The sequence below is a fragment of the Williamsia sp. 1135 genome (genome assembly GCF_002095395.1).
In the GTDB taxonomy this organism is placed as follows: domain Bacteria; phylum Actinomycetota; class Actinomycetes; order Mycobacteriales; family Mycobacteriaceae; genus Williamsia.
Genome location: NZ_MJEI01000057.1, coordinates 17132 through 36334, shown reverse-complemented (window position 1 = coordinate 36334; position 19203 = coordinate 17132). Strand labels below are relative to the sequence as shown.

21 protein-coding genes are annotated in these 19203 nt (G+C 64.5%); 12 read left to right on the top strand and 9 right to left on the bottom strand.

What is annotated here, in order from left to right; genetic code table 11:
- Positions 1-158 precede the first annotated feature (158 nt).
- Positions 159-1325 (bottom strand): ATP-grasp domain-containing protein, encoded by a 1167-nt coding sequence (locus tag BFL43_RS02945; RefSeq protein ID WP_084890602.1) that lies wholly within the window; start codon positions 1323-1325, stop codon positions 159-161.
- A gap of 117 nt (positions 1326-1442) precedes the next feature.
- Here BFL43_RS02945 and BFL43_RS02940 point away from each other — a divergent pair, with 117 nt between their 5' ends.
- Entirely contained in the window at positions 1443-2486 is a 1044-nt protein-coding gene (locus BFL43_RS02940) for an EamA/RhaT family transporter (protein ID WP_240498025.1), read from the top strand.
- Positions 2487-2490: 4 nt separating this feature from the next.
- Here the strand turns inward: BFL43_RS02940 and BFL43_RS02935 are convergent, their stop codons facing one another.
- Positions 2491-3588 carry a phosphatase PAP2 family protein gene (locus BFL43_RS02935; RefSeq protein WP_084890615.1) on the bottom strand — a complete coding sequence of 366 codons (1098 nt, stop codon included), beginning with the start codon at positions 3586-3588 and terminating at the stop codon, positions 2491-2493.
- 169 nt (positions 3589-3757) lie between these two features.
- Between BFL43_RS02935 and BFL43_RS02930 the strand changes: the two genes are divergently transcribed.
- The 5 genes from BFL43_RS02930 (at position 3758) to BFL43_RS02915 (ending at position 6903) form a co-directional block, all read left to right on the top strand.
- Complete coding sequence (locus BFL43_RS02930; RefSeq protein ID WP_023960130.1) at positions 3758-3973, top strand: hypothetical protein; 216 nt, start codon at positions 3758-3760, stop codon at positions 3971-3973.
- Positions 3974-4039: 66 nt separating this feature from the next.
- Entirely contained in the window at positions 4040-5158 is a 1119-nt protein-coding gene (locus tag BFL43_RS02925; protein ID WP_084890600.1) for a DNA adenine methylase, read from the top strand.
- Complete coding sequence (locus tag BFL43_RS29815) at positions 5155-5310, top strand: hypothetical protein (protein ID WP_346425934.1); 156 nt, start codon at positions 5155-5157, stop codon at positions 5308-5310. Before BFL43_RS02925 ends, BFL43_RS29815 begins: the two co-directional genes overlap by 4 nt.
- A 2-nt stretch (positions 5311-5312) precedes the next feature.
- Positions 5313-6383 (top strand): oxygenase MpaB family protein, encoded by a 1071-nt coding sequence (locus tag BFL43_RS02920; protein WP_346425933.1) that lies wholly within the window; start codon positions 5313-5315, stop codon positions 6381-6383.
- A gap of 103 nt (positions 6384-6486) precedes the next feature.
- The gene (locus BFL43_RS02915) at positions 6487-6903 is read left to right on the top strand and encodes a PaaI family thioesterase (RefSeq protein WP_084890598.1); all 417 of its coding nucleotides are present in this window, start codon (positions 6487-6489) and stop codon (positions 6901-6903) included.
- Here BFL43_RS02915 and BFL43_RS02910 read toward each other — a convergent pair.
- Positions 6900-7184, bottom strand: coding sequence for a hypothetical protein (locus BFL43_RS02910; RefSeq protein WP_084890596.1), 285 nt, complete (start codon positions 7182-7184; stop codon positions 6900-6902). The two genes, BFL43_RS02915 and BFL43_RS02910, sit on opposite strands and share 4 nt — an antisense overlap.
- Positions 7185-7382: 198 nt before the next feature.
- On the opposite strand from BFL43_RS02910, the gene BFL43_RS02905 reads away from it, so the two are divergent.
- Complete coding sequence (locus tag BFL43_RS02905; RefSeq protein ID WP_084890613.1) at positions 7383-8222, top strand: alpha/beta hydrolase; 840 nt, start codon at positions 7383-7385, stop codon at positions 8220-8222.
- Here the strand turns inward: BFL43_RS02905 and BFL43_RS02900 are convergent.
- On the bottom strand, positions 8167-9567 hold the full coding sequence (locus BFL43_RS02900) for a wax ester/triacylglycerol synthase family O-acyltransferase (RefSeq protein WP_084890594.1): 1401 nt from the start codon (positions 9565-9567) through the stop codon (positions 8167-8169). The two genes, BFL43_RS02905 and BFL43_RS02900, sit on opposite strands and share 56 nt — an antisense overlap.
- 153 nt (positions 9568-9720) lie before the next feature.
- Between BFL43_RS02900 and BFL43_RS02895 the strand changes: the two genes are divergently transcribed.
- Positions 9721-10494, top strand: coding sequence for a deoxyribonuclease IV (locus tag BFL43_RS02895; RefSeq protein WP_084890592.1), 774 nt, complete (start codon positions 9721-9723; stop codon positions 10492-10494).
- A gap of 1 nt (position 10495) precedes the next feature.
- Here the strand turns inward: BFL43_RS02895 and BFL43_RS02890 are convergent, their stop codons facing one another.
- Positions 10496-11215: a GTP pyrophosphokinase family protein gene (locus BFL43_RS02890; RefSeq protein ID WP_143695050.1), complete on the bottom strand. Its 720-nt coding sequence runs from the start codon at positions 11213-11215 to the stop codon at positions 10496-10498.
- Positions 11216-11308: 93 nt separating this feature from the next.
- Here BFL43_RS02890 and BFL43_RS02885 point away from each other — a divergent pair, with 93 nt between their 5' ends.
- The 3 genes from BFL43_RS02885 (at position 11309) to BFL43_RS02875 (ending at position 15558) form a co-directional block, all read left to right on the top strand.
- Positions 11309-12574 carry an APC family permease gene (locus BFL43_RS02885; RefSeq protein ID WP_206186602.1) on the top strand — a complete coding sequence of 422 codons (1266 nt, stop codon included), beginning with the start codon at positions 11309-11311 and terminating at the stop codon, positions 12572-12574.
- Positions 12575-12763: 189 nt separating this feature from the next.
- A complete protein-coding gene (locus tag BFL43_RS02880; protein WP_084839318.1) occupies positions 12764-14596 on the top strand; it encodes an acyl-CoA dehydrogenase in 1833 nt (610 codons plus the stop codon).
- Between the two features lie 116 nt (positions 14597-14712).
- Positions 14713-15558 carry a CoA ester lyase gene (locus tag BFL43_RS02875; RefSeq protein WP_084890609.1) on the top strand — a complete coding sequence of 282 codons (846 nt, stop codon included), beginning with the start codon at positions 14713-14715 and terminating at the stop codon, positions 15556-15558.
- An 87-nt stretch (positions 15559-15645) separates the two neighbouring features.
- Here the strand turns inward: BFL43_RS02875 and BFL43_RS02870 are convergent, their stop codons facing one another.
- Positions 15646-16422, bottom strand: a complete 777-nt coding sequence (locus BFL43_RS02870) for an SDR family oxidoreductase (protein ID WP_084839604.1) — start codon at positions 16420-16422, stop codon at positions 15646-15648.
- 146 nt (positions 16423-16568) lie between these two features.
- On the opposite strand from BFL43_RS02870, the gene BFL43_RS02865 reads away from it, so the two are divergent.
- Entirely contained in the window at positions 16569-17549 is a 981-nt protein-coding gene (locus BFL43_RS02865) for an iron-siderophore ABC transporter substrate-binding protein (protein WP_084890588.1), read from the top strand.
- Positions 17550-17555: 6 nt separating this feature from the next.
- Here the strand turns inward: BFL43_RS02865 and BFL43_RS02860 are convergent, their stop codons facing one another.
- From BFL43_RS02860 to BFL43_RS29720, 3 genes are read right to left on the bottom strand one after another with little or no spacing between them, the layout of a single operon-like run.
- Positions 17556-18188 carry an MSMEG_1061 family FMN-dependent PPOX-type flavoprotein gene (locus BFL43_RS02860; RefSeq protein ID WP_084890586.1) on the bottom strand — a complete coding sequence of 211 codons (633 nt, stop codon included), beginning with the start codon at positions 18186-18188 and terminating at the stop codon, positions 17556-17558.
- Positions 18189-19073, bottom strand: a complete 885-nt coding sequence (locus tag BFL43_RS02855) for an iron-siderophore ABC transporter substrate-binding protein (RefSeq protein WP_168176514.1) — start codon at positions 19071-19073, stop codon at positions 18189-18191.
- On the bottom strand, positions 19070-19201 hold the full coding sequence (locus tag BFL43_RS29720) for a hypothetical protein (RefSeq protein WP_276206084.1): 132 nt from the start codon (positions 19199-19201) through the stop codon (positions 19070-19072). The genes BFL43_RS02855 and BFL43_RS29720 overlap by 4 nt, the downstream gene beginning before the upstream one ends.
- Positions 19202-19203: the final 2 nt, after the last annotated feature.

Genomic DNA, 19203 nt, shown 5'->3' with positions numbered 1-19203 from the left:
CCACCAACGGCAGCCCATCGCCACAGACCCACACCCAGAACTTCATTTCGAAACAACCCGAATATGCCCTTCGAGCCCTCTGAGGGGGACGATTCCAGGGAACCTTCTTGGTCTTAAACTACTGCACACCAAACAGATTCACCGGTTCAGTTCCACTCTCAGATCTGCTGGCCGTCCCACTCGTGATCGTGCATGAACCCCTCGGCGAGCCCGACCTTGTAGCGCATGGAGTTCAGCAAGATGTTTCCCATAGCCAGCGGGATCCCGGCGAGTGGGCCGATGTCGTCACGCTGACTGATGACCTCATCGGTGCGCCGATAGTCGCGCGCAAACCCTCGTAGGGTGTTGCCTTCGAGCGCTGATTTGCGCCAGCCGTAGAGCAGCATTCCGGGGCCGAGCATCTTTCGCGCATCTGGGTCCGGGGTGATCACCTCGTCGTTCTCCCCGAAGAACGCGCGATCGACCCGGTTGTGGGGTTCGAACATCAAGATGCCACTCGTCGACCGCGGATTGCATTCGATGGTGTAGAGCCCGCGATCGGGATGTTCGATGAAATCGAAGCCGATCTGACCGGTGAAATTGATTTCTTTTACCCGCCGCTCCACCCAATCATTGATACCTGGATGAACCACCGGCTCAAAGCTCAGACACGACTGCCCATTGATGGCATACCTGACCGGATAAACGGTGTGCGCGTAGACCTTGCCGCGATGACACACCGAATATGTGCAGTACTTGTCGCCTTTGAGCCATTCTTGCGCCAGCCAGGGATTGAGCGGGTCGAACTCGAGGCCTTCCGGTATCTCACCCGGATTGACCTTGTACACCTGCTGCGAACCTCGCGAATAGACTTGTTTGAGCGCGAATGGCCGATCGAAATCAAGAGCGGTCAACTCGTCTTCCGTACGCACCTGGGCGTACTTCAGCGTCGGGATTTCCAAACTGTCGAGGAGCACCTGATACTCAAACTTGTTGTGCAGGCGATTTTCGGTCAGAAAATCAGAGAGCAGCAATTCGCATTCAGGGGGGAATTGATCCTGCGCCATCGCAAGAATGTCGGTCTCTTCGTGGATCGGGATCACGAGGTCGATGGACTCCGCCCGAACCAGTCTGGCTATTTCGTCGACGTATTCACGCGGTTCGAACTTCGGGCGCGGCACTCGAAAGACTTTTTGTACGGAGTTGGAGAATCGAGAGATCGGAAATCGCATCGAATCAGCGATGAACACATTGTGTCCACCGGCATTCATCAGTCGCGCGAGTTCAAGGGTCAGAAACGATCTGCCGAATGTGATGAGCACGTTCTTGCCCGAACGAGTTGACATCAGGCCCCACCACTGAGCAGAAGAATGGCTAACACCTGCAGCATGGTAGCTTAATATCCGCCCCACGGACGGGCGCGGGGTGGGCTGCCGTCGCAAGACGGTGACGGAGGTGTCCGGGTGTTTCTGATCGGGGTCTTGTTCGCCAGCGCGGCGGCGGTCGCCTATGGCATATCGACAGTGCTGCGTGCCCTCGGCGCGCGCAAAGCTGCTGTCGAGGCCCGCAATGCGCACAAGGACGGGCAACTCACGGCTGCCGGCGGACCATCTGTGTCGTCCACCATCGACACCTTCAAGACGCCCGACTTCATCATCGGCACCTCCCTGGTCGTGATCGGCTTCGGTGCCGGCGCTGTCGCCGCCCGCTTCCTGCCCCTGTTCCTCTCACAGACCATCGTCTCGGCAAATCTGATCGTCACCGCGCTCATCGGCACCGCAGTCCTGGGAATCCGCCTGCACGGCCGCGACTGGGTAGCGATGTGCACAGTCGTCTTCTCTCTGTGCGCACTCGGGCTGTCGTCCTCACATCTGAACGGTGGCGGCGAACAGATCAGCTTCCACTGGGGATTGCTCGGTGCCACCTGCGTGCTGGCAACCCTGGCCCTGCTGGCGGTGTACAAAATCGGCAAGCGCGGCGCCATCGTGGGAGGTGCGGCGGCCGGTCTGCTGTTCGGCGTGATCGCCATCTCGGTCCGGATCCTGCGCGGTGTCGATCCGTTCGACATCGTCACCCTGCTCACCGATCCGGCCGCCTGGACGATCGCCATCGCGGGCGCCGTCGGTTTTTACGTTCAGACCGTCGCGCTGCAGCTGGGCCAGGTGAACGGGATCACCGCGGTGCTGGTCGTCGGAGAAACCGCAGGCCCCGGAATCATCGGCGTCGTTTTCCTCGACGACAGCGCGAAACCAGGACTCGCCTGGCTGGCCGTCATCGGGTTCATCGGCGCGGTCGTCGGTGCGGTGCTGGTCGCGCTGTACAGCTCGGTGGACGCCGATCACTTCGGCGAGGCCGAGCCGTCGGTCGGTGGCTGGCGGCTTGGACGCACACACCGGACCACGTCCTCCGACGCGAGGCCCGAAAGTGGCATCGCCGGTGACCTACCCCCGCAGCGCGACGCGGAGAGCCAACGCAGCAAGGGCAGCTGCCGTCCCGGGACCACCTGACCGTTCAGAGCGACACCGTCTCGGGGGCCTGCGGTCGGATCCGACGGGCAAGCATACGGCGGTCCACCACATTGACGACCACGATCACCAGCGCGGCCAGACCCCAGCCCAGAACGATGTCGAACACGTAGTGCTCGGCTGTGTAGACGAGCGTGAACGCCATCGCGAACGCGTAGCCCAGGAACAGGGTGCGGCCGAGAGCCCGCACCCGCGGCCACATGAACAGCGCGAGGAACATCGTCAGTCCGGCGTGCAGCGACGGGATGGCGGCAACCAGGTTTGCCTTGGCCTGGCCGAGCTTCAACAGACTCGACGCCGCATGGATGTCGAGGACTTCCCATCCGCGTGCGGAAATCCGCTGCACGTACGGCTCGGCGCCCTCGTGGTGCGGATCGACTTCGCCGAGCATCCCGCCACCCTCGTAGGGTGCCCGGTCCATGCACGACGGGTGCCGCGGATGGTCCTGCACCTCCACCGCGTTGCACTGTGCCGCGGCCCAGGGCGGCGCCGCCGGCACCAGGGTGTATCCGACCAGAGCGAGAAACGTCAGGAGCAGGAACCCGGCCGCGTAGCGACGCCATACGTGCCGGTTCCGAAGCCACAGGACCGCAGCCGCCGCGTACGGAACGATGAAGTACGACATGTAGACGACGCTGGTGATGACCTCCCACCAGGGCGGCTGCTCCTGTTTGAGCTGACTCTGAAGCCACGCGGTCGGGTTCACCCCGAACAGCGCCTGATCGAAGTCGATGGCCAGCGCCCACTGGGTCGGCATGTCCATCCACTGCGCGATGTTGCGAGTGAAGTCGTACAGCAACAGGATCGCGGCGAACGGCAGCCAGTCGACCAGAACGGTCAGCACGTTCCGTTTGCCGATGCACGCAGCGGCCAGTCCGGTGCACAGCAGCAGCAACAGACGGGTGCGGTCGAACGCCAGGCCGAGGACCGCGAGATGCCAGATCACCACGCCCAGCCAGACCGAGATCGCGAGCCATCGCCACAGCGTGAGATCGGTGAGCCGGTCGCGCCACGGCCGGTTGCGCCAACCGGTGGCGACCTCGGGTGACGACACAGCGGGGCGATCAGCCTCCTGTGTGCTCATGCCACCCCCGTACCCATCCGCCACCTGCTGTTCGTCTCGTGTTCGTTCAGTATTCCCGTCCATAACTTATGCGTTCGACCGTCGATCGCGTCGGATGAAAGCCACAAACGTCCTCAGTGGTCTGAGTCACACTGGTAGGAAGCAGTCCATACGACCTCCGGAGGCGCCCGTGCCCAACAAGTACCTGCGATACGGCGACCAGCGATACATCATCAACAACGAAGCGGAGGCGCGGCTGAACCGGACGCTCGAAGCGGTCTATGCAGACGGTAGCCGCGGCCATCAGTGGCTCAACCTCTACCGGGACTCCGAGGCACCCTGCCGGCTGCTGATCGCGACGGGCGTGCCGATCTCCATCGAGACCGAACTGTGTCTGGATGACTGACCGCGTGGAGGTCGCCGGTGTCACTGACCGAGGGCCCCGGTGGAACTGAGCTATAGGGTCACATCTGTGCCCCAGGCCATTGCCCGCAGTGATGACGTCGCCTATCGCAGCGACCAGCTGATCACCTACATCGGCAACAAACGTCAGCTGCTGGGGCTGATCGACGACGCGCTCGCCCACGTCCACGAACAACTGCAACGGCCGCTGGTCTTTCTCGACGCCTTCTCCGGCAGCGGGGTGGTGTCCCGGCTCGCGAAGGCCCGCTCGCGCCGGGTGATCTCCAATGATCTCGAGAGCTACGCCCGGGTCATCAGCGAATGCTTCTTGACCAACGCCGACGAAGTGCCTGCCGGCGCGCTGGCGGCGAAAGTGGCCTCGATCAACCGCACGGTCGAATCAGGCTACGTGGCAAACGGTTTCATCGCCGAACACTACGCACCGGCTGACGACACCTGCATCAGGGCCGGCGAGCGGGTCTTCTACACGTGCGAGAACGCCCGCCGACTCGACGCTTACATGGAGCTGATCCATGCCGAGCCGGAGCCAGTTCGAACACTGCTGCTCGGCCCGCTGTTGTCGGAGGCCTCGGTGCACGCCAATACTTCCGGGGTGTTCAAGGGGTTCCACAAGGATCGCGCCACGGGCCTCGGCCGATTCGGGGGCAGCGGCGCCGATGCACTCGGGCGCATCACCGGGGCCATCACCCTGGCCGCACCCGTCTTGAGCGATCACCACTGCGAGCGGCAGGTACTCCAGATGGATGCGGCGATGCTCCCTGACGTCGTCGGCCCGGTGGACGTCGCCTACCTCGATCCGCCCTACAACCAGCATCCATATGGGTCCAACTACTTCATGCTCAACCTGATCGCCGAGAACTCCGAACCCACGGCGATGAGCGCCATCTCCGGCATACCCAAGGACTGGAACCGTTCGGGATACAACGTGCGGTCGAGTGCCGCAACGTTACTGCGACGACTGATCAACGATCTCGATGCACGCTTCCTGCTGATCTCGTTCAACGACGAGGGTTTCATACCACCGGCGCAGATGCGGGACATGCTCGGTGCGGTCGGTACGGTCAGCGAGTTCACTCAGCGTCACAACACCTTCCGCGGCAGCCGTAACCTGCGGGGGCGAAGCGCCCACGTGACCGAGCACCTGTATCTGGTGGACCGGCGCACATGACGCACGAACCGGCCGAGATGCCCAGCTGTTACCGGGTCGAGGCCCTGACCGGCGACGGCCCGCACGCACGCATCCGCAGACGCCTCAAACGACTCACCGGGTTCGACCTGCTGCCAAGCGATCCATCATCGCCCGCTACGGCGAACTGCTGACGGTGGGAGACCCGGTCGCGGAAGAATTCGTCGCGACGACCTATCACGGTCCGATGGGTGCGGCCGCGGCGCGCGAACTACTCGACACCGCATTACGCGACGGGATCGACACCATCGACGATGCCCCACCGGAGATGCGGGCACTGTTCGAGGAGTTCGAGAAGATACCCGACTGGGTCGAGGACGACCTGATCGAACGGGGCGCAGCGTGCTGGCGACGATGGGGTTACGCACTGGGATCGGTCGGCAACGCAGGCACGATGGATACATATACCGAAGGGTCACTTGCCGTTCCGCTCTCGCTGGCCGGTGGATATGCCGGGGCGAGCGCGTTGAACAGGTACCTCGAGACGAGCCGCTGGTGGCTCGAGGTGTGCAGGCCAGGAGCCATCCTGACCCCGGGTTCTGCTGCCAGAGACATCTCACTCAAGGTCCGCGTTATGCACGTCTCGGTGCGGGCCCGCGTCGCCCGACACGACGAATGGGACAGTGCACGTTGGGGTTTGCCCATCAGCCAAGCTGAGATGATGCTGACGCTGCTCGGCGGCAGCGTGGGGCCGGGACTGGGCCTCTACAGCGTCGGGTTTCTCACCTCGCCCCGCGAGATCGAGGCCCTCCTGCATTTCAATCGGTACCTCGGCCACCTCGTCGGTGTTCGCGTCGACGACATCTATCCGCGGACCACCGCCGATGGGATTCGGTTGCTGTATCTGTTCGACGCCACCCGAGCACACGATTCAGGGGCCGCGGGCGCCGAACTCGTCGAGTCCTTCGTGCCGGCGTTCGCGCCGCAGCCATCGATGGGCACGGTCGGACGGGTCCGCGCCCGCTATCACCTGGCGGTGCAGGCCGGCTACACGCAGTTGTTCATGCTGCCGTGGAATCGGCGCAAGTACGAATTACCCTCCCCCTGGCCGGGTTTGAGTCTCCTGCTGCTGCGTGCACCCTTGACCGCGATCGGCGAGATCGCCCGCCGCTTCTCGCCCGCGATCGACGAACGTCTCCAACAAGGGGCGGTGCACCGCTGGCAGCGGTGGCACCGGTGGCAGTCCGGTCGGCGGGCCGAGCAGTAGGATGCCACCGCGGCGTTGCGGCGCTAGAACTCGGTGGTGCCCGGCGCCAACCCGACCGGGCCAGACGCTTGCGGACCTGACTTCTTGTGCCTAAAGTCAGGTGATGACCGAGTCACCGAGCACCGCACAGACCGACATGAGCGCATTCCTCCAGGTCACCGGATTCGTCATCGAGGAGCAATCCGGTACCCGGGTGTCCGGCTACGTCGACCTCGGTGCGGACCACCTGACGCCCTGGGGCGTCGTCCACGGCGGTGTCTACACCACGATCGTCGAATCCGCCGGCAGCATCGGCGCCAGCGCGGCCGTCCAGGATCGCGGCCAGTTCGCCGTGGGGCTGCACAACAGCACCGACTTCCTGCGGTCGAGCACCGGCGGCATCCGGGCGCGGGTGCTTGCCGAGCCCATTCAGCAAGGGCGCACGCAGCAACTGTGGCTCGTCAGCATCACCGACGAGTCGCGCGGCAAAGAACTCGCCCGCGGGCAGCTACGCCTGCAGAACATCCCGCTGCCGAGCTAGAGCGGATAACGCGCCCGGTAGACCGCGTGATTGCGTCTGGCCTCGACCTCGCGGGTGTGCGCGTCCGCTATGTGCGACATCGACTTGAAGGACGTGATGGCGATGGCGAACAACCCGATCGCACACCCACCGGCGACTGCGGCCTCCACAAAATGTTCGCTGGCGAGGGTGATGATCGTCAGCGCGGTGGCGGCCGCTCCGGCCAACGTGGCGAAGAAGGCGAGCCAACCGGCCGGCCATACGAGACTTCTCCGTAGGTGCAGTGCAGTTCCTGAATGCATGATGACTCCTAGGTTCGTCTGGAATACCGGACGAACCCCTGATTTTACTCCGGGTAGGCAAGCACTGAGCGCGCATTCAGCATCATCAGTAGCCTCGGTTCGGTGCACAGTGTCCTCACCACCGCCCGCGATCAGATACTTCGCCGGGTCGACCGCCTCATCGAGCCGTATCCGGTCCGCGACCTGCCTAGAGGCCATATGGTCTACCTCCCCGGACGCGGCTCCACCTACGTCACCGACTCAGGCCCCCGAGACAAGCCGGTCATCTTCTTGTTGCACTCGGTTCTGACCAACGGACTGCTGTGCTGGTATCCGCTGATCCCCGCTCTCAACAAGGAGTTCCGGGTGATCACTCTCGATCAGCGCTGGCACGGCCGCGGGATCCGCAGTGCCCCGTTCGATCTCGAGGACTGCGCCGACGATGTCGTCGCACTGGCCGACGTCCTGGGCATCGACACCTTCACCGCGGCCGGCTTCTCGATGGGAGGAGGCATCTCCCAGATCGCCTGGCGGCGCCACCCCGACCGCGTCGACGCGATGATCCTGTGTTCCACTGGACCGTTTTTCGGCAGCAACGATCCGGCCCGGCAGACCAACATGTCGAACGTCGGCCGCATCATGAAGCTCATCCACCCGCCGCACGTCCAGCCGAATGCCGCCAAACTCGACGACACCTCCGTGCCCGACACCGTCTGGGCGATGCGGCAATTCCTGTCGACTCCGGTCTCACGCCTCGGGGTACTCGGAGATGGCATGAGCCACTTCGACTCTCAACCCTGGCTTGCCGAGATCGACATCCCCACAGCAGTGCTGGTCTCGCTCAAGGACCGGGTCATCCCACTCTGGCGCCAGCGCATCCTCACCGACAACATCCCGAACGTGGCCACCTACGAGGTCGATGGCGGCCATGCGTGCTGCGTGCTCGAGGCAGATCAGTTCATACCGAAATTCCTCGAGGCCGCGCGGCACACCGCTGATCAGGTCAGGGATCGCAGGCCTCTAGCAGCGACTTCACCTCTTCCTCGAACGCCCTCATGATCGGCCATGGGTCGGGCACCAACTCCTTGCACGCGATGACACCGATGTTGAGCAAACCGTTCTGGGAGAACACAGTGATGTTCATGCCCGCACCGTGGAACACCGGCCCGAGTGGATACATCGCCTCGATCTTGGCGCCGAGGTAATACAGCGGAAAGTCCGGTCCGGGCACGTTCGAGATCACCAGGTTGTAGATCACCGGATGCCGTTCCGCCAGTTCCTGCGACGAGTACAGCTTCATCGCCATCCCCAGCGTCGCGGGCGGTACGAATTGCGCCCAGCCACGGAGCAGGTTCGAGTCCATCGACCCGTGATGATCCTTGGCCGTGCGCACCTGCGACCCGATGGCCTTGATCCGCTCCACCGGGTCGGCGATCTCGACCGGCAGTTTGGTGAACATCCCCGTGACCTTGTTGGTGCCCTGCGTGACGAGGTCGTCGTCGTTGTCACCGTGCACCGACACCGGGACCATCGCGACCAGTGGCTGGTCCGGCAGTTCGTCGTTGTTGTCGAGGTAGTCGCGCAGCGCACCCGAGCACACGCTGAGCACCACGTCGTTGAGTTTCACGTCGAAGTGGTCTTTGATGCGCTTGAGGTCGGTCAGCGAGACCTGCGTGTAAGCGATACTGCGATGCGCCGTGATCGATTTGTTCCACGAGGTCCGTGGCGCGCGGAACGGGGCAGGCATCGCCTCGCCCCGCAGCGCACGCGAGATCCAGTCGAACGGGAGCTGCGCGGTCTTCGGCAACAGCCGGGCGAAACTCAGCGGGCGGCGGGCCACCTGCCATGCGCCGTCCAGCGCGAGCCCGGCGAAGGACGCATCGCCTGCCGTGTGGGACAGGACCTCTTTGTCCAGTTCCGGCGGCTCAGGCGTGAGCGTGCACAGCTGGGCCAGCAGATCCGAGGCCGTCACCCCGTCCACCCCGGCGTGATGCATCCGGAGCAGCACAGCGATCTTGCCGTCGGCGAGTCCCTCGATCACCCACATCTCCCACAGCGGCTTGCTGCGGTCGAGCGGGACCCCCGCGATATGGGCACAGAACTCGGCGAGTTCGAGTTGCCCACCCGGAGCAGGCACGGCCACCCGGTGCACATGCCGCTCGATGTCGAAATTCCGGTCCTCCACCCAGACCGGATGATCGAGATTGACGATCGAGTCGCGCACCTTGCGCCGGAAGGTCGGCAGCGCGCCGATCCGTCGGGAGAGCTCGTCGCGCATCCTCTCGAACGAATAGCCGCCTTCGACGGTGGTCGGGTCGAGCTCGATCAAACCTACGATGTGCATCAGCTGCGATCGGGTCTCCAGATAGAGAAACGATGCGTCGAGCCCACTCAAGCGTTCCATTCACGCCACCTTCTCCCCGGGACAGTTATCGAACTCCACTGTGCGCCCATGGGCCCAGAATTACCTGAGGAACCTCGATAAAAATACGGCCGTCAAGCAAATTGACAACACCGTGTGGCAAATGAAGGGGTGAGCACGTCCTAAGCTGGTGACATGCGCATTGGTGCCCACGTACGACAAGACAGTGATCCGATCGGCAGGGCCGAGGAACTCGGCGCCGAGTTGTTACAGATGTTCGTCACAGATCCACAGGAGTGGGGCAAGCCGAAACCACATCCCAAAGCCGCGGAAATCCGCGATTCGCCGATCGACGTGGTGGTCCACAGTTCGTACCGCATCAACGTCGCGAGCCTCAACAACCGGTTGCGGATGCCGTCCCGGCAGGCCGTCATCAACCAGGCACTGGCAGCCAAGGAACTGGGCGCGTTCGGACTCGTCGTCCACGGTGGCCACCTCCGCGACGACGAAGACGCCAAAGACGGATATGAGAACTGGCGCAAGCTCTTTGAGCGCGCCAACGAGAAGGGCGGCTTTCCCGTCCCCATCCTGATCGAGAACACCGCCGGTGGCGATCACGCCATGGCCCGCAGCCTCGACAACATCGCTCGCCTCTGGGATGCGGTCGGTGAATACGAGAACGCCGGGTTCTGCCTCGACACCTGCCACGCCTGGGCCGGCGGCGAAGATCTCGTCGACATCGCCGAGCGCGTCAAGGCCATCACCGGCCGCATCGACCTGGTCCACCTGAACAACTCGCGCGACGAGTTCGATTCGGGACGCGACCGGCACGACAACCTCGAGAAGGGCCTCATCGATCCCGAGGTCCTGGTCGCCGTGATCAAGGCCGCCGGGGCCCCGGTGATCCTCGAGACGCCTGAAGAGGGCCTCGCCGACGACATCGCCTATTTGAAGAAGGCCCTGGCCTGACTCAGGGCTGACTGCCGTGGATCTCGTTCCGGATGGCCTGCATCCGTTCATCGAGAGTGTTCGCGGTGTCAGCGGCGACGGTCAGTTCATCGAGTAGATGGGCCGGGACGGCCTTGTCGTACTTGTAATAGATCTTGTGCTCCAGGCTGGCCCAGAAGTCCATTGCTATGGTCCGGACCTGGAGCTCGACCTTCACCGGGATCTGGCCCGTGCTCAGGTTGACCGGCGTCTCGACGATCGTGTGCAGTCCGCGATAGCCGTTGGGTTTCGGGTTGGCGATGTAATCCTTGGTCTGCAGCGTCTTCACGTCGGGCTGGGCGCACAGCAATTCGGTCAGCCGGTAGGCGTCTGTGATGAAGCTGCAGGTCACCCGTACGCCGGCGATGTCGTCGAGCTGGTTCTGCAGCGATTCCGGGTCCGCCGGTATGCCACGCCGGTTCGCCTTCGCGAGCAGACTCTCCGGGCTCTTGACCCGAGAGCTGATGTGCTCGATCGGGTTGTAGTCGTTCAGGTAGGCGAACTCGTCGCGAAGGATCTCGATCTTGGTGACGATCTCGTTGATCGCGAACTGGAACGGCAGCATGAATTTGCGCAGTCCGTGGCCGATCTCGATCAGGTCGGCGGGAGCGAGGTCCCGATCGCCGCCTTCGGCAGCCATCCAGCGGACCAGAGGCCCATCCGGAGATCGTCCTTCGATTGCGTCGTCGACCACGTCACTCATGACCTCTATCGTGCCCGACCGCGTCCCGGACCCCAGAAGTTCATTTGGTGGTTGGTGGCGGTGTGGGAACGATGAACGCATGCGATCGAGAGAGTGGCCGTGACGAGCACCGCTGGACAACCGGCCCTGCACCGCCGCCTCGGTGTCACCGACGCGGTGCTCACCGGCCTTGGCGCGATGCTCGGCGCAGGCATCTTCGTGACCCTGGCACCGGTCGCCGCGACCGCCGGCCCCGGAATGCTCCTTGCGCTCGGCCTCGCCGCCGCTGTCGCCTACTGCAACGCCCGCTCCTCCGCACGGCTCGCGACGGCATACCCGGCCGCAGGAGGTACCTACGTCTATGGCAGAGAGGAACTTGGCCGGTTCTGGGGGCATCTGGCCGGCTGGAGCTTTGTGGTCGGCAAGACCGCCTCCTGTGCTGCCATGGCGCTCACGGCCGGGTACTACCTCTGGCCCGATCAGGCCCACGCCGTCGCGGTGGTCGCAGTACTCGCCTTCACCGCCCTGAACTGCTTCGGGATCAGCAAGTCTGCCTGGGCTCTTCGGCTCATCGTCGCCGTGGTGATCGTTGTCCTGCTGCTGGTGGTCGTCGTCGGCCTCACGTCCCCCGCCGTCGCGACCGACCGCCTGGACCTCGGTGGCTCGACCGTCAGCGGTGTCCTCGGCGGCGCCGCCCTCTGGTTCTTCGCGTTCGCCGGGTACGCCCGCATCGCCACCCTCGGAGAAGAGGTCCGCGACCCCCAGCGCACCATCTCGCGCGCCATCACCATCTCGTTCATCATCGTCCTGACGCTCTACGCACTGGTCGGCATCACCGCGTTGCTGGTTGTCGGGCACACCGCGCTGAGTGGGTCGTCGGCGCCGCTCGTCGACGTGGTCCGGCTGTCCGGTCACGACGGGCTTGCGCCGGTGGTGCGGATCGGTGCCGCGGTGGCCGCGCTCGGAGCGCTGCTGACCCTCATCCTCGGGGTGTCCCGGACGACGCTGGCGATGGCCCGGGACCGCTACCTGCCCGGCATCCTAGGGACAGTCCATCCGCGGTACGCCGTTCCGCGGCACGCCGAGATCGCTGTCGGGATCGTCGTCGGCGTCCTAGTGGCCGCCCTGGACGTCCGGGACGCGATCGGGTTCTCCGCGTTCTCCGTGCTCATCTATTACGCCGTCGCCAACGCGAGCGCCTGGTCGCTGGCAGGTCGCGAGCCATCCCGTCGCGGCGTCGCGGCGGCCCGGGTGCTACCCGCGCTCGGTGTCATCGGATGCCTGGCACTGAGTTTCAGCCTGAGCCTCGGCACCGTCTTGGCGGGAGTGGTGGTGCTCGCGGTCGGGGCCTGCGCTTTCGCGGTGCAGAGCCGACGGTGACCCACCGCCGTGAGCGGTCTTTCATGTGGTGCACGTCATCTTCAGTTATCGACATTGCGTTTGTGCGGCGGAATATCCGGATGTATATTTGGGTTGTTACTGGCGAGTAACATAGCGCCCGGACGCCTGACCGCGTCCGACTCGCCACCCGACTTCGACAGCAGTTCAACGATTGCAAAGGATTCTGCAATGGGGCATTACAAGAGCAATCTCCGCGACCTCCACTTCAACCTCTTCGAGTTGTTCCAGCTCGAAGAGGTCCTGGCCAGCGGCGACTTCGGCGATCTCGACAAGGAGACCGCCATCGACATGCTGCGCGAGGTGAAGAACCTCGCCGAGGGCCCCTTGGCGGAATCCTTCGCAGACGCCGACCGCAATCCTCCGGTGTTCAACCCCGAAGACCACAGCGTGACGGTTCCTGAATCGTTCAAGAAGTCGTACAAGACCATGGTCGACGGCGGCTGGGACAAGCTGGGTATCGACGAGGAACTCGGCGGCCTGCCCGCCCCGAGGTCGCTCTACTGGGCGATCGGTGAGCTGCTGCTCGGCGCCAACCCGGCCGCGTTCATGTACGCCGCAGGCGCGGGCTTCTCCAACATCTTCTACAACAACGGCACCGACGAGCAGAAGAAGTGGGCCACCATCAGCGCCGAGCGCGGCTGGGGCGCCACGATGGTGCTCACCGAGCCCGACGCGGGATCCGATGTCGGCGCCGCCCGCACCAAAGCCGTCAAGCAGGACGACGGCACGTGGCACATCGACGGCGTGAAGCGGTTCATCACCTCCGCCGACCAGGACATGACCGAGAACATCATCCACCTGGTGCTGGCCCGCCCCGAGGGCGCGCGCCCCGGCACCAAGGGTTTGTCGCTGTTCTTCGTCCCCAAGTTCCACTTCGATCACGAGACCGGTGAACTCGGCGAGCGCAACGGCGTCTTCGTCACCAATGTCGAGCACAAGATGGGCCTCAAGGTCTCGGCCACCTGTGAGCTGACCTTCGGCCAGCACGGCGTCCCGGCCCAGGGCTGGCTCGTCGGCGAGGTCCACGACGGAATCGCGCAGATGTTCGACGTCATCGAGCACGCTCGGATGATGGTGGGCACCAAGGCCATCGCCACCCTGTCCACCGGCTACCTGAACGCTCTCGAGTACGCGAAAGAGCGCATCCAGGGTGCCGACATGACCCAGATGACCGACAAGGCCGCACCGCGCGTCTCCATCACCCACCACCCCGATGTGCGTCGTTCGCTGATGATGCAGAAGGCGTACTCCGAGGGCCTGCGCGCGGTCTACCTCTACACCGCATCGCACCAGGATCTCGCTGCCGCCAAGCTCGTATCAGGAGCCGACAAGGAGATGGCCTTCCGGGTCAACGACCTGCTGCTCCCGATCGTCAAGGGCGTCGGTTCCGAGCGGGCGTCCGAGCAGCTGATCGGATCGCTGCAGACCCTGGGCGGCTCCGGCTTCCTGCAGGACTACCCGATCGAGCAGTACATCCGCGACGCCAAGATCGACTCGCTGTACGAGGGCACCACCGCGATCCAGGCGCAGGACTTCTTCTTCCGCAAGATCATCCGCGACAAGGGCCAGGCGCTCGCACACGTCGCCGGTCAGATCAGCACGTTCATCGAGTCCGAGGCGGGCAACGGCCGGCTCAAGACCGAGCGGGCGCTGCTCAAGACCGCTCTCGATGACGTCCAGGGCATGGCGGCGACGCTGACCGGCTTCCTCATGGGAGCCCAGGAACAGCCGAGCGAGCTGTACAAGGTCGGTCTCGGCAGCGTGCGGTTCTTGATGGCCGTTGGCGACCTGATGATCGGTTGGCTCCTGCTGCGGCAGGCCGAGGTCGCGCTGAACGCACTCGATGCGGGCACCTCTGACGCCGACACCGCGTTCTACAACGGCAAGATCGGCGTCGCGACCTTCTTTGCGAAGAACGTGCTTCCCGAACTCACCGCAACCCGGGGCATCGTCGAGAAGATCGACAACGACGTCATGGAGCTGGACGAAGCATCGTTCTAGCAATCTGACGAAAGAAGTGGGTCGGCCCGGTCGGGGGACGGCCCACTTTTTCGTTGTATATGAACGAAATGCACGCAAGGATGACCGACCCTCACCCGCATCGTCAGACTGTCCTCATGTCACCGGAAGATGTGCAGCCCCGCCCCCGCATCGACGCAACCATCGCTCGTTCCTGGTTGTTGGTGAACGCCTCGGTACGTGCCGCGTACATGGCGGCCGCCCGATCGGACGCCGACCAGGTCATCCTCGACATCGAGGACGCCGTCGACCCGAGCGCAAAATGCAGTGCCCGCGACAGCGTCACCGACTGGCTTCGCGGCGCCGGGGCCTGGGTTCGGATCAACGACCGGACGACACCGTTCTGGTCCGAGGACGTCGACCACCTTCGCGGCGCATCGGGACTCGGCGGCGTCATGCTGGCCAAGACCGAGTACCCCGATCAGGTCGACGAGACCTATGACCGACTCGGCGGGCGGGTGCCGGTTATCCCACTCATCGAGTCGGCGATGGGGATCGAGAACGCCGTCGACATCGCACGCCGGCGCGGGGTTCTGCGACTGGCCTTCGGCAGCGGCGACTACCGGCGCGACACCGCCACCGACGCAGACGATCTGGTGATGGCCTATCCCCGCTCACGTCTGGTGGTCGCCAGCCGGGTGGCCGGCCTGACCGGACCCATCGACGGGCCCGCGGTCACCGACGACGAGGCAGTCCTGCGCCAAAAGACCGCTACCAGTGTGTCATTCGGCCTCACCGGCAAACTCTGTCTCAATCCGGCCCACACAGGCGTGATCAACACCGTCATCAGCCCGAGCCCGGAAGACACCGCCTGGGCAACCGGCTTCCTCGCGGAGTTCGAAGCCCGCGGGCGCGTCGTCCGTGACGGCAGCGACCTCCCCCGCCTCAAGCGCGCGGAGCGAATCACCGAGCTCGCCGGCGAGTTCGGGGTTACTGCCGGTTAGCCCGCAACAAACCCACCCGTTCCGGTCAAACCCAGGGGCTTGTGCCTCGTGGATTTGACCGGAACGGGTGGGTTTGTTTAAGAGGGACTACTTCGGTGGGAGGCGCACACCGCCGTCGACGCGTACGACTTCACCGTTCATGTACGAGTTCGTGATCAACTCGACGACCATCGAGGCCAGCTCATCGGGGGTACCGAGACGGCGCGGGTAGAGCACGCTCTCGCCCAGCTTGGCCTTGAAAGCCTCGGATTCGGGGCCGGTGCCGTAGATCGGGGTCTCGATCAGGCCGGGGGCCACGGTGTTGTTCCGGATCCCTGCGGCTGCGAGATCGCGAGCGACGGTCAGGGTCAGGCTGACGATGCCGCCCTTGGACGCCGAGTAGGCGGCCTGTCCGATCTGTCCGTCGAAGGCGGCGACACTGGCCATCGAGACGATGGCACCCTTCTCACCGGTCTCGGTGGCTTCGCCACGGCTCATCGCGGTCGCGGCCAGCCGGGTCGCGTCGAAGCTGCCGATCAGGTTGATGTTGATGACCTTCTTGAAGGCCTCGATGTCGTGCGCCGACGAGAACTCGCCGTCGCGTCCGATGGTTCGCTGCGCTGACCCGATACCTGCCGAGTTCACCAGTGCCCGAACCGGTCCGAGTTCGAGCGCCTTGTTGACGGCCGCCTCGATCTGCTCGGTCTTGGTCACATCGACGCTGACGAATGCCCCGCCGATCTCCTTGGCGAGCGCCTCGCCCTTGTCAGCCTGCAGGTCGGCGATGACGACCTTGGCACCCAGAGCGGCGAGTTGACGCGCCACCGCGGCACCGATTCCCGATGCCCCACCCGTAACGATTGCACTTGCTCCATTGATTTCCACCATCGCACCATATGGCCGAGCGCTTGTTCGGTTCAAGTGCCCGGTGTCGCACGTACCGATGGTGGTTCCAATCTGGGCCAGGCCATCCTCATTCCGGGGTATCACCCACCGATGGCAGAGATTGTTGGGAAGGCTAACCTTCATACATGTTCCGTCGCGTAACCCTCTGTCTCATCGCCCTCGGACTCCTCGTCGTCGCCGGGTGCTCCAGCGACTCGAACAGCGACGAGACGTCGCCGTCCGGCGCCGCATCCGGCTCGTATCCGGTCACCGTCGACACCAAGTTCGGACCGGTGACCATCGAGGAGCCACCGACTCGAGTCGTCGCGCTCGGATGGGGCGACGCGGAAACGGCACTGGCACTCGGGGTACAGCCCGTCGGAGCCAGCGACTGGCTCGACTTCGGCGGCGACGGGGTCGGCCCCTGGGCAGCCGGCCTGTACGACACCGCCCCGGAGATCATCGCCACCCGGGAGCCCTCGTTCGAGCAGATCCTGGCCCTCGAACCCGACCTCATCCTCGACACCAAGAGTTCCGGCGATCAGAAGCGATACGACACCCTGAAGGAGATCGCGCCGACCGTCGCGCTGCCCGCGGGAGCCGACAATTACAAGACAACGCTGGAGCAGCAGGTGACGCTGGTCTCGCAGGCACTCGGCGTTCCGGAGAAGGGCAACGAACTCGTTGCTCAGCTGGACACCCGCTTCGCAGAGGTCGCGGCCCAGCACCCCGATTTCAAAGGCAAGACGGTGACCGTGGCGGCGCGATCCGGGAACGGATGGGGCGCCTACGCACCCGACACCAAGCGGGTGGCCTTCATGCGCAAACTCGGGTTCGTCGCCAACCCCGCAATCGATCCCGCCGACGCCGAGGGCTTCTCGATCCCCGTCGCCGAGGAGAACCTGCAGCTGCTCGACGCCGACATGCTGGTCGTGTTTCCCATCGGGCGCACCGCTGCCGAGGTCGAAGCAGAACCCCTCTTCAAGGCGATCCCGGCGGTGGCGGCCGGACGCTACCTCGTGTTCGACGACACGACGATCTCGCGTGCCTATTCCACCAACTCGGTGCTGTCGGTCCAGTACGCACTCGACACCGTGCCCCCACTGGTCGCCGAGCGCGTCCAGTAGGCCGCACTAGTACAGGTTCGCGCGGTACTCCTCTTGCCTGCGCGGCTGATCCGGATCGACCGGGAGCGCATGTTGCTCAGAGATCATGTCGCGGACCGTGGGGACTTCATCGGGATCGGCGAACCGTTCGGGGTTCCACAGATCTGATCGCAGCACCGCCCTGGCGCAATGGACGTAGACCTCATCGATGTCGACGACCACCGCCAGCGTCGCCGGCTTGCCCTTGATCGCCATGGCGCTGCACAGATCCGGATCTGTGCGCAGGCTCGCGCGACCGTTCACCCGCACGACCTCGTCGATTCCCGGGACCAGGAACAGCACGCCCACATGCGGATTGGCGAGGATGTTCCGATACGAATCGACCCGCTTGTTTCCCAGGCGATCGGGCAGCACGAGGGTGCGGGCATCTCGGACGAGCACCGCGGAGTCGAGGTCGCCGCGCGGTGACGAATCGCAATTGCCGTCGGCGTCCGCGGTCGCAAGTACGAAGAACCTGGCGTGCGAGATGAATTCGACGATCAACGGCGTCAGGAACGTGGTGTGTTTGCTCAGCACCTTCGGATGAGCGGCGCCGAGGACGCCTTCGAGATCGGCGAGTGTGGTGATCGCGTGCGGGTCTGGGCCGTCCTGCTCGGCCATCTACTTGCCCGCAGCTGCGGCCAGTTGAGGCACCAACTGGCCAACGCCCCATTCGAGGCTGATCGGCGACGGGAAGGCCAGCGCGAACGGGACGCCATCGGTCTTGGGGACCGTCGCGACTGCGCCGCGCTCGACCGCAGGCAGCTGGTTCCACAGCGCCTGGGAATCGAGGACCTGGACCTGCTCGGCGTTGTCAGGGACCACCCAGAGCAGATCCGCATCGAGCGCGGACACGTTCTCCCAGGCAACTTTTCCCTTGCCGTTGTCGCAGTCCACGGTCTGCGCGTACGCACTCAACTCGAGTCCCAGATCCTTCATCACCCGGGCCATGTTGTCATCTTGCGAGCACAGCACGAACATCCCCTCGGCCGAGGGCGAGATGATCGCGTTGTACGTCTTGCCTGCGAGTGCCGGATTGTCGGTACGCGCGGACGCGATGACGGCATCCGCGGTCTCGATACTCTTCTCCGCCTCGGCCGTACGATCGAGCACCTGCCCGACCTTGCGCACGCTGTCCTGCCAGGCGTCGGCATTCGGTTTGCTGTCGAAGTGCACGACGGGCGCAATCGAACTCAGCGAATCGTAGGTCTGCTGATCGAGCCCGTAGAAACCGGTCGCGACGATCAGATCGGGATCGAGAGCAGCCACCGACTCGAGACTGATGTCCTTCGTCGGGGTGGCGAGCGTCGGGGTGTCGGCCGGGTACCGGCCCTCTTCCCACGGGTAGATGCCCGTCCCACCGGTTGTCGGATCGGTGGCTGTGGCCTTGGGGATCGCTACGGGAGTGACGCCGACGGACAACAGGAAGTCGGCATCCGTCGTCGACAGGGCCACCACCCGCTCGGGCGTCTGCTCGACGATCGCGTCACCGAACGCCCCGGTCACGGTGCCGCTGCGTCGCCGCCCGACGATGACTCGCCGTCGTCGCTCGAACACGCGACGGGTAGCAGTAGCGCGGTGGCCAGTACCGCCAGACGCGCGACGGTCGAGAAGGTTCGGCTCTGCGACTTCATGT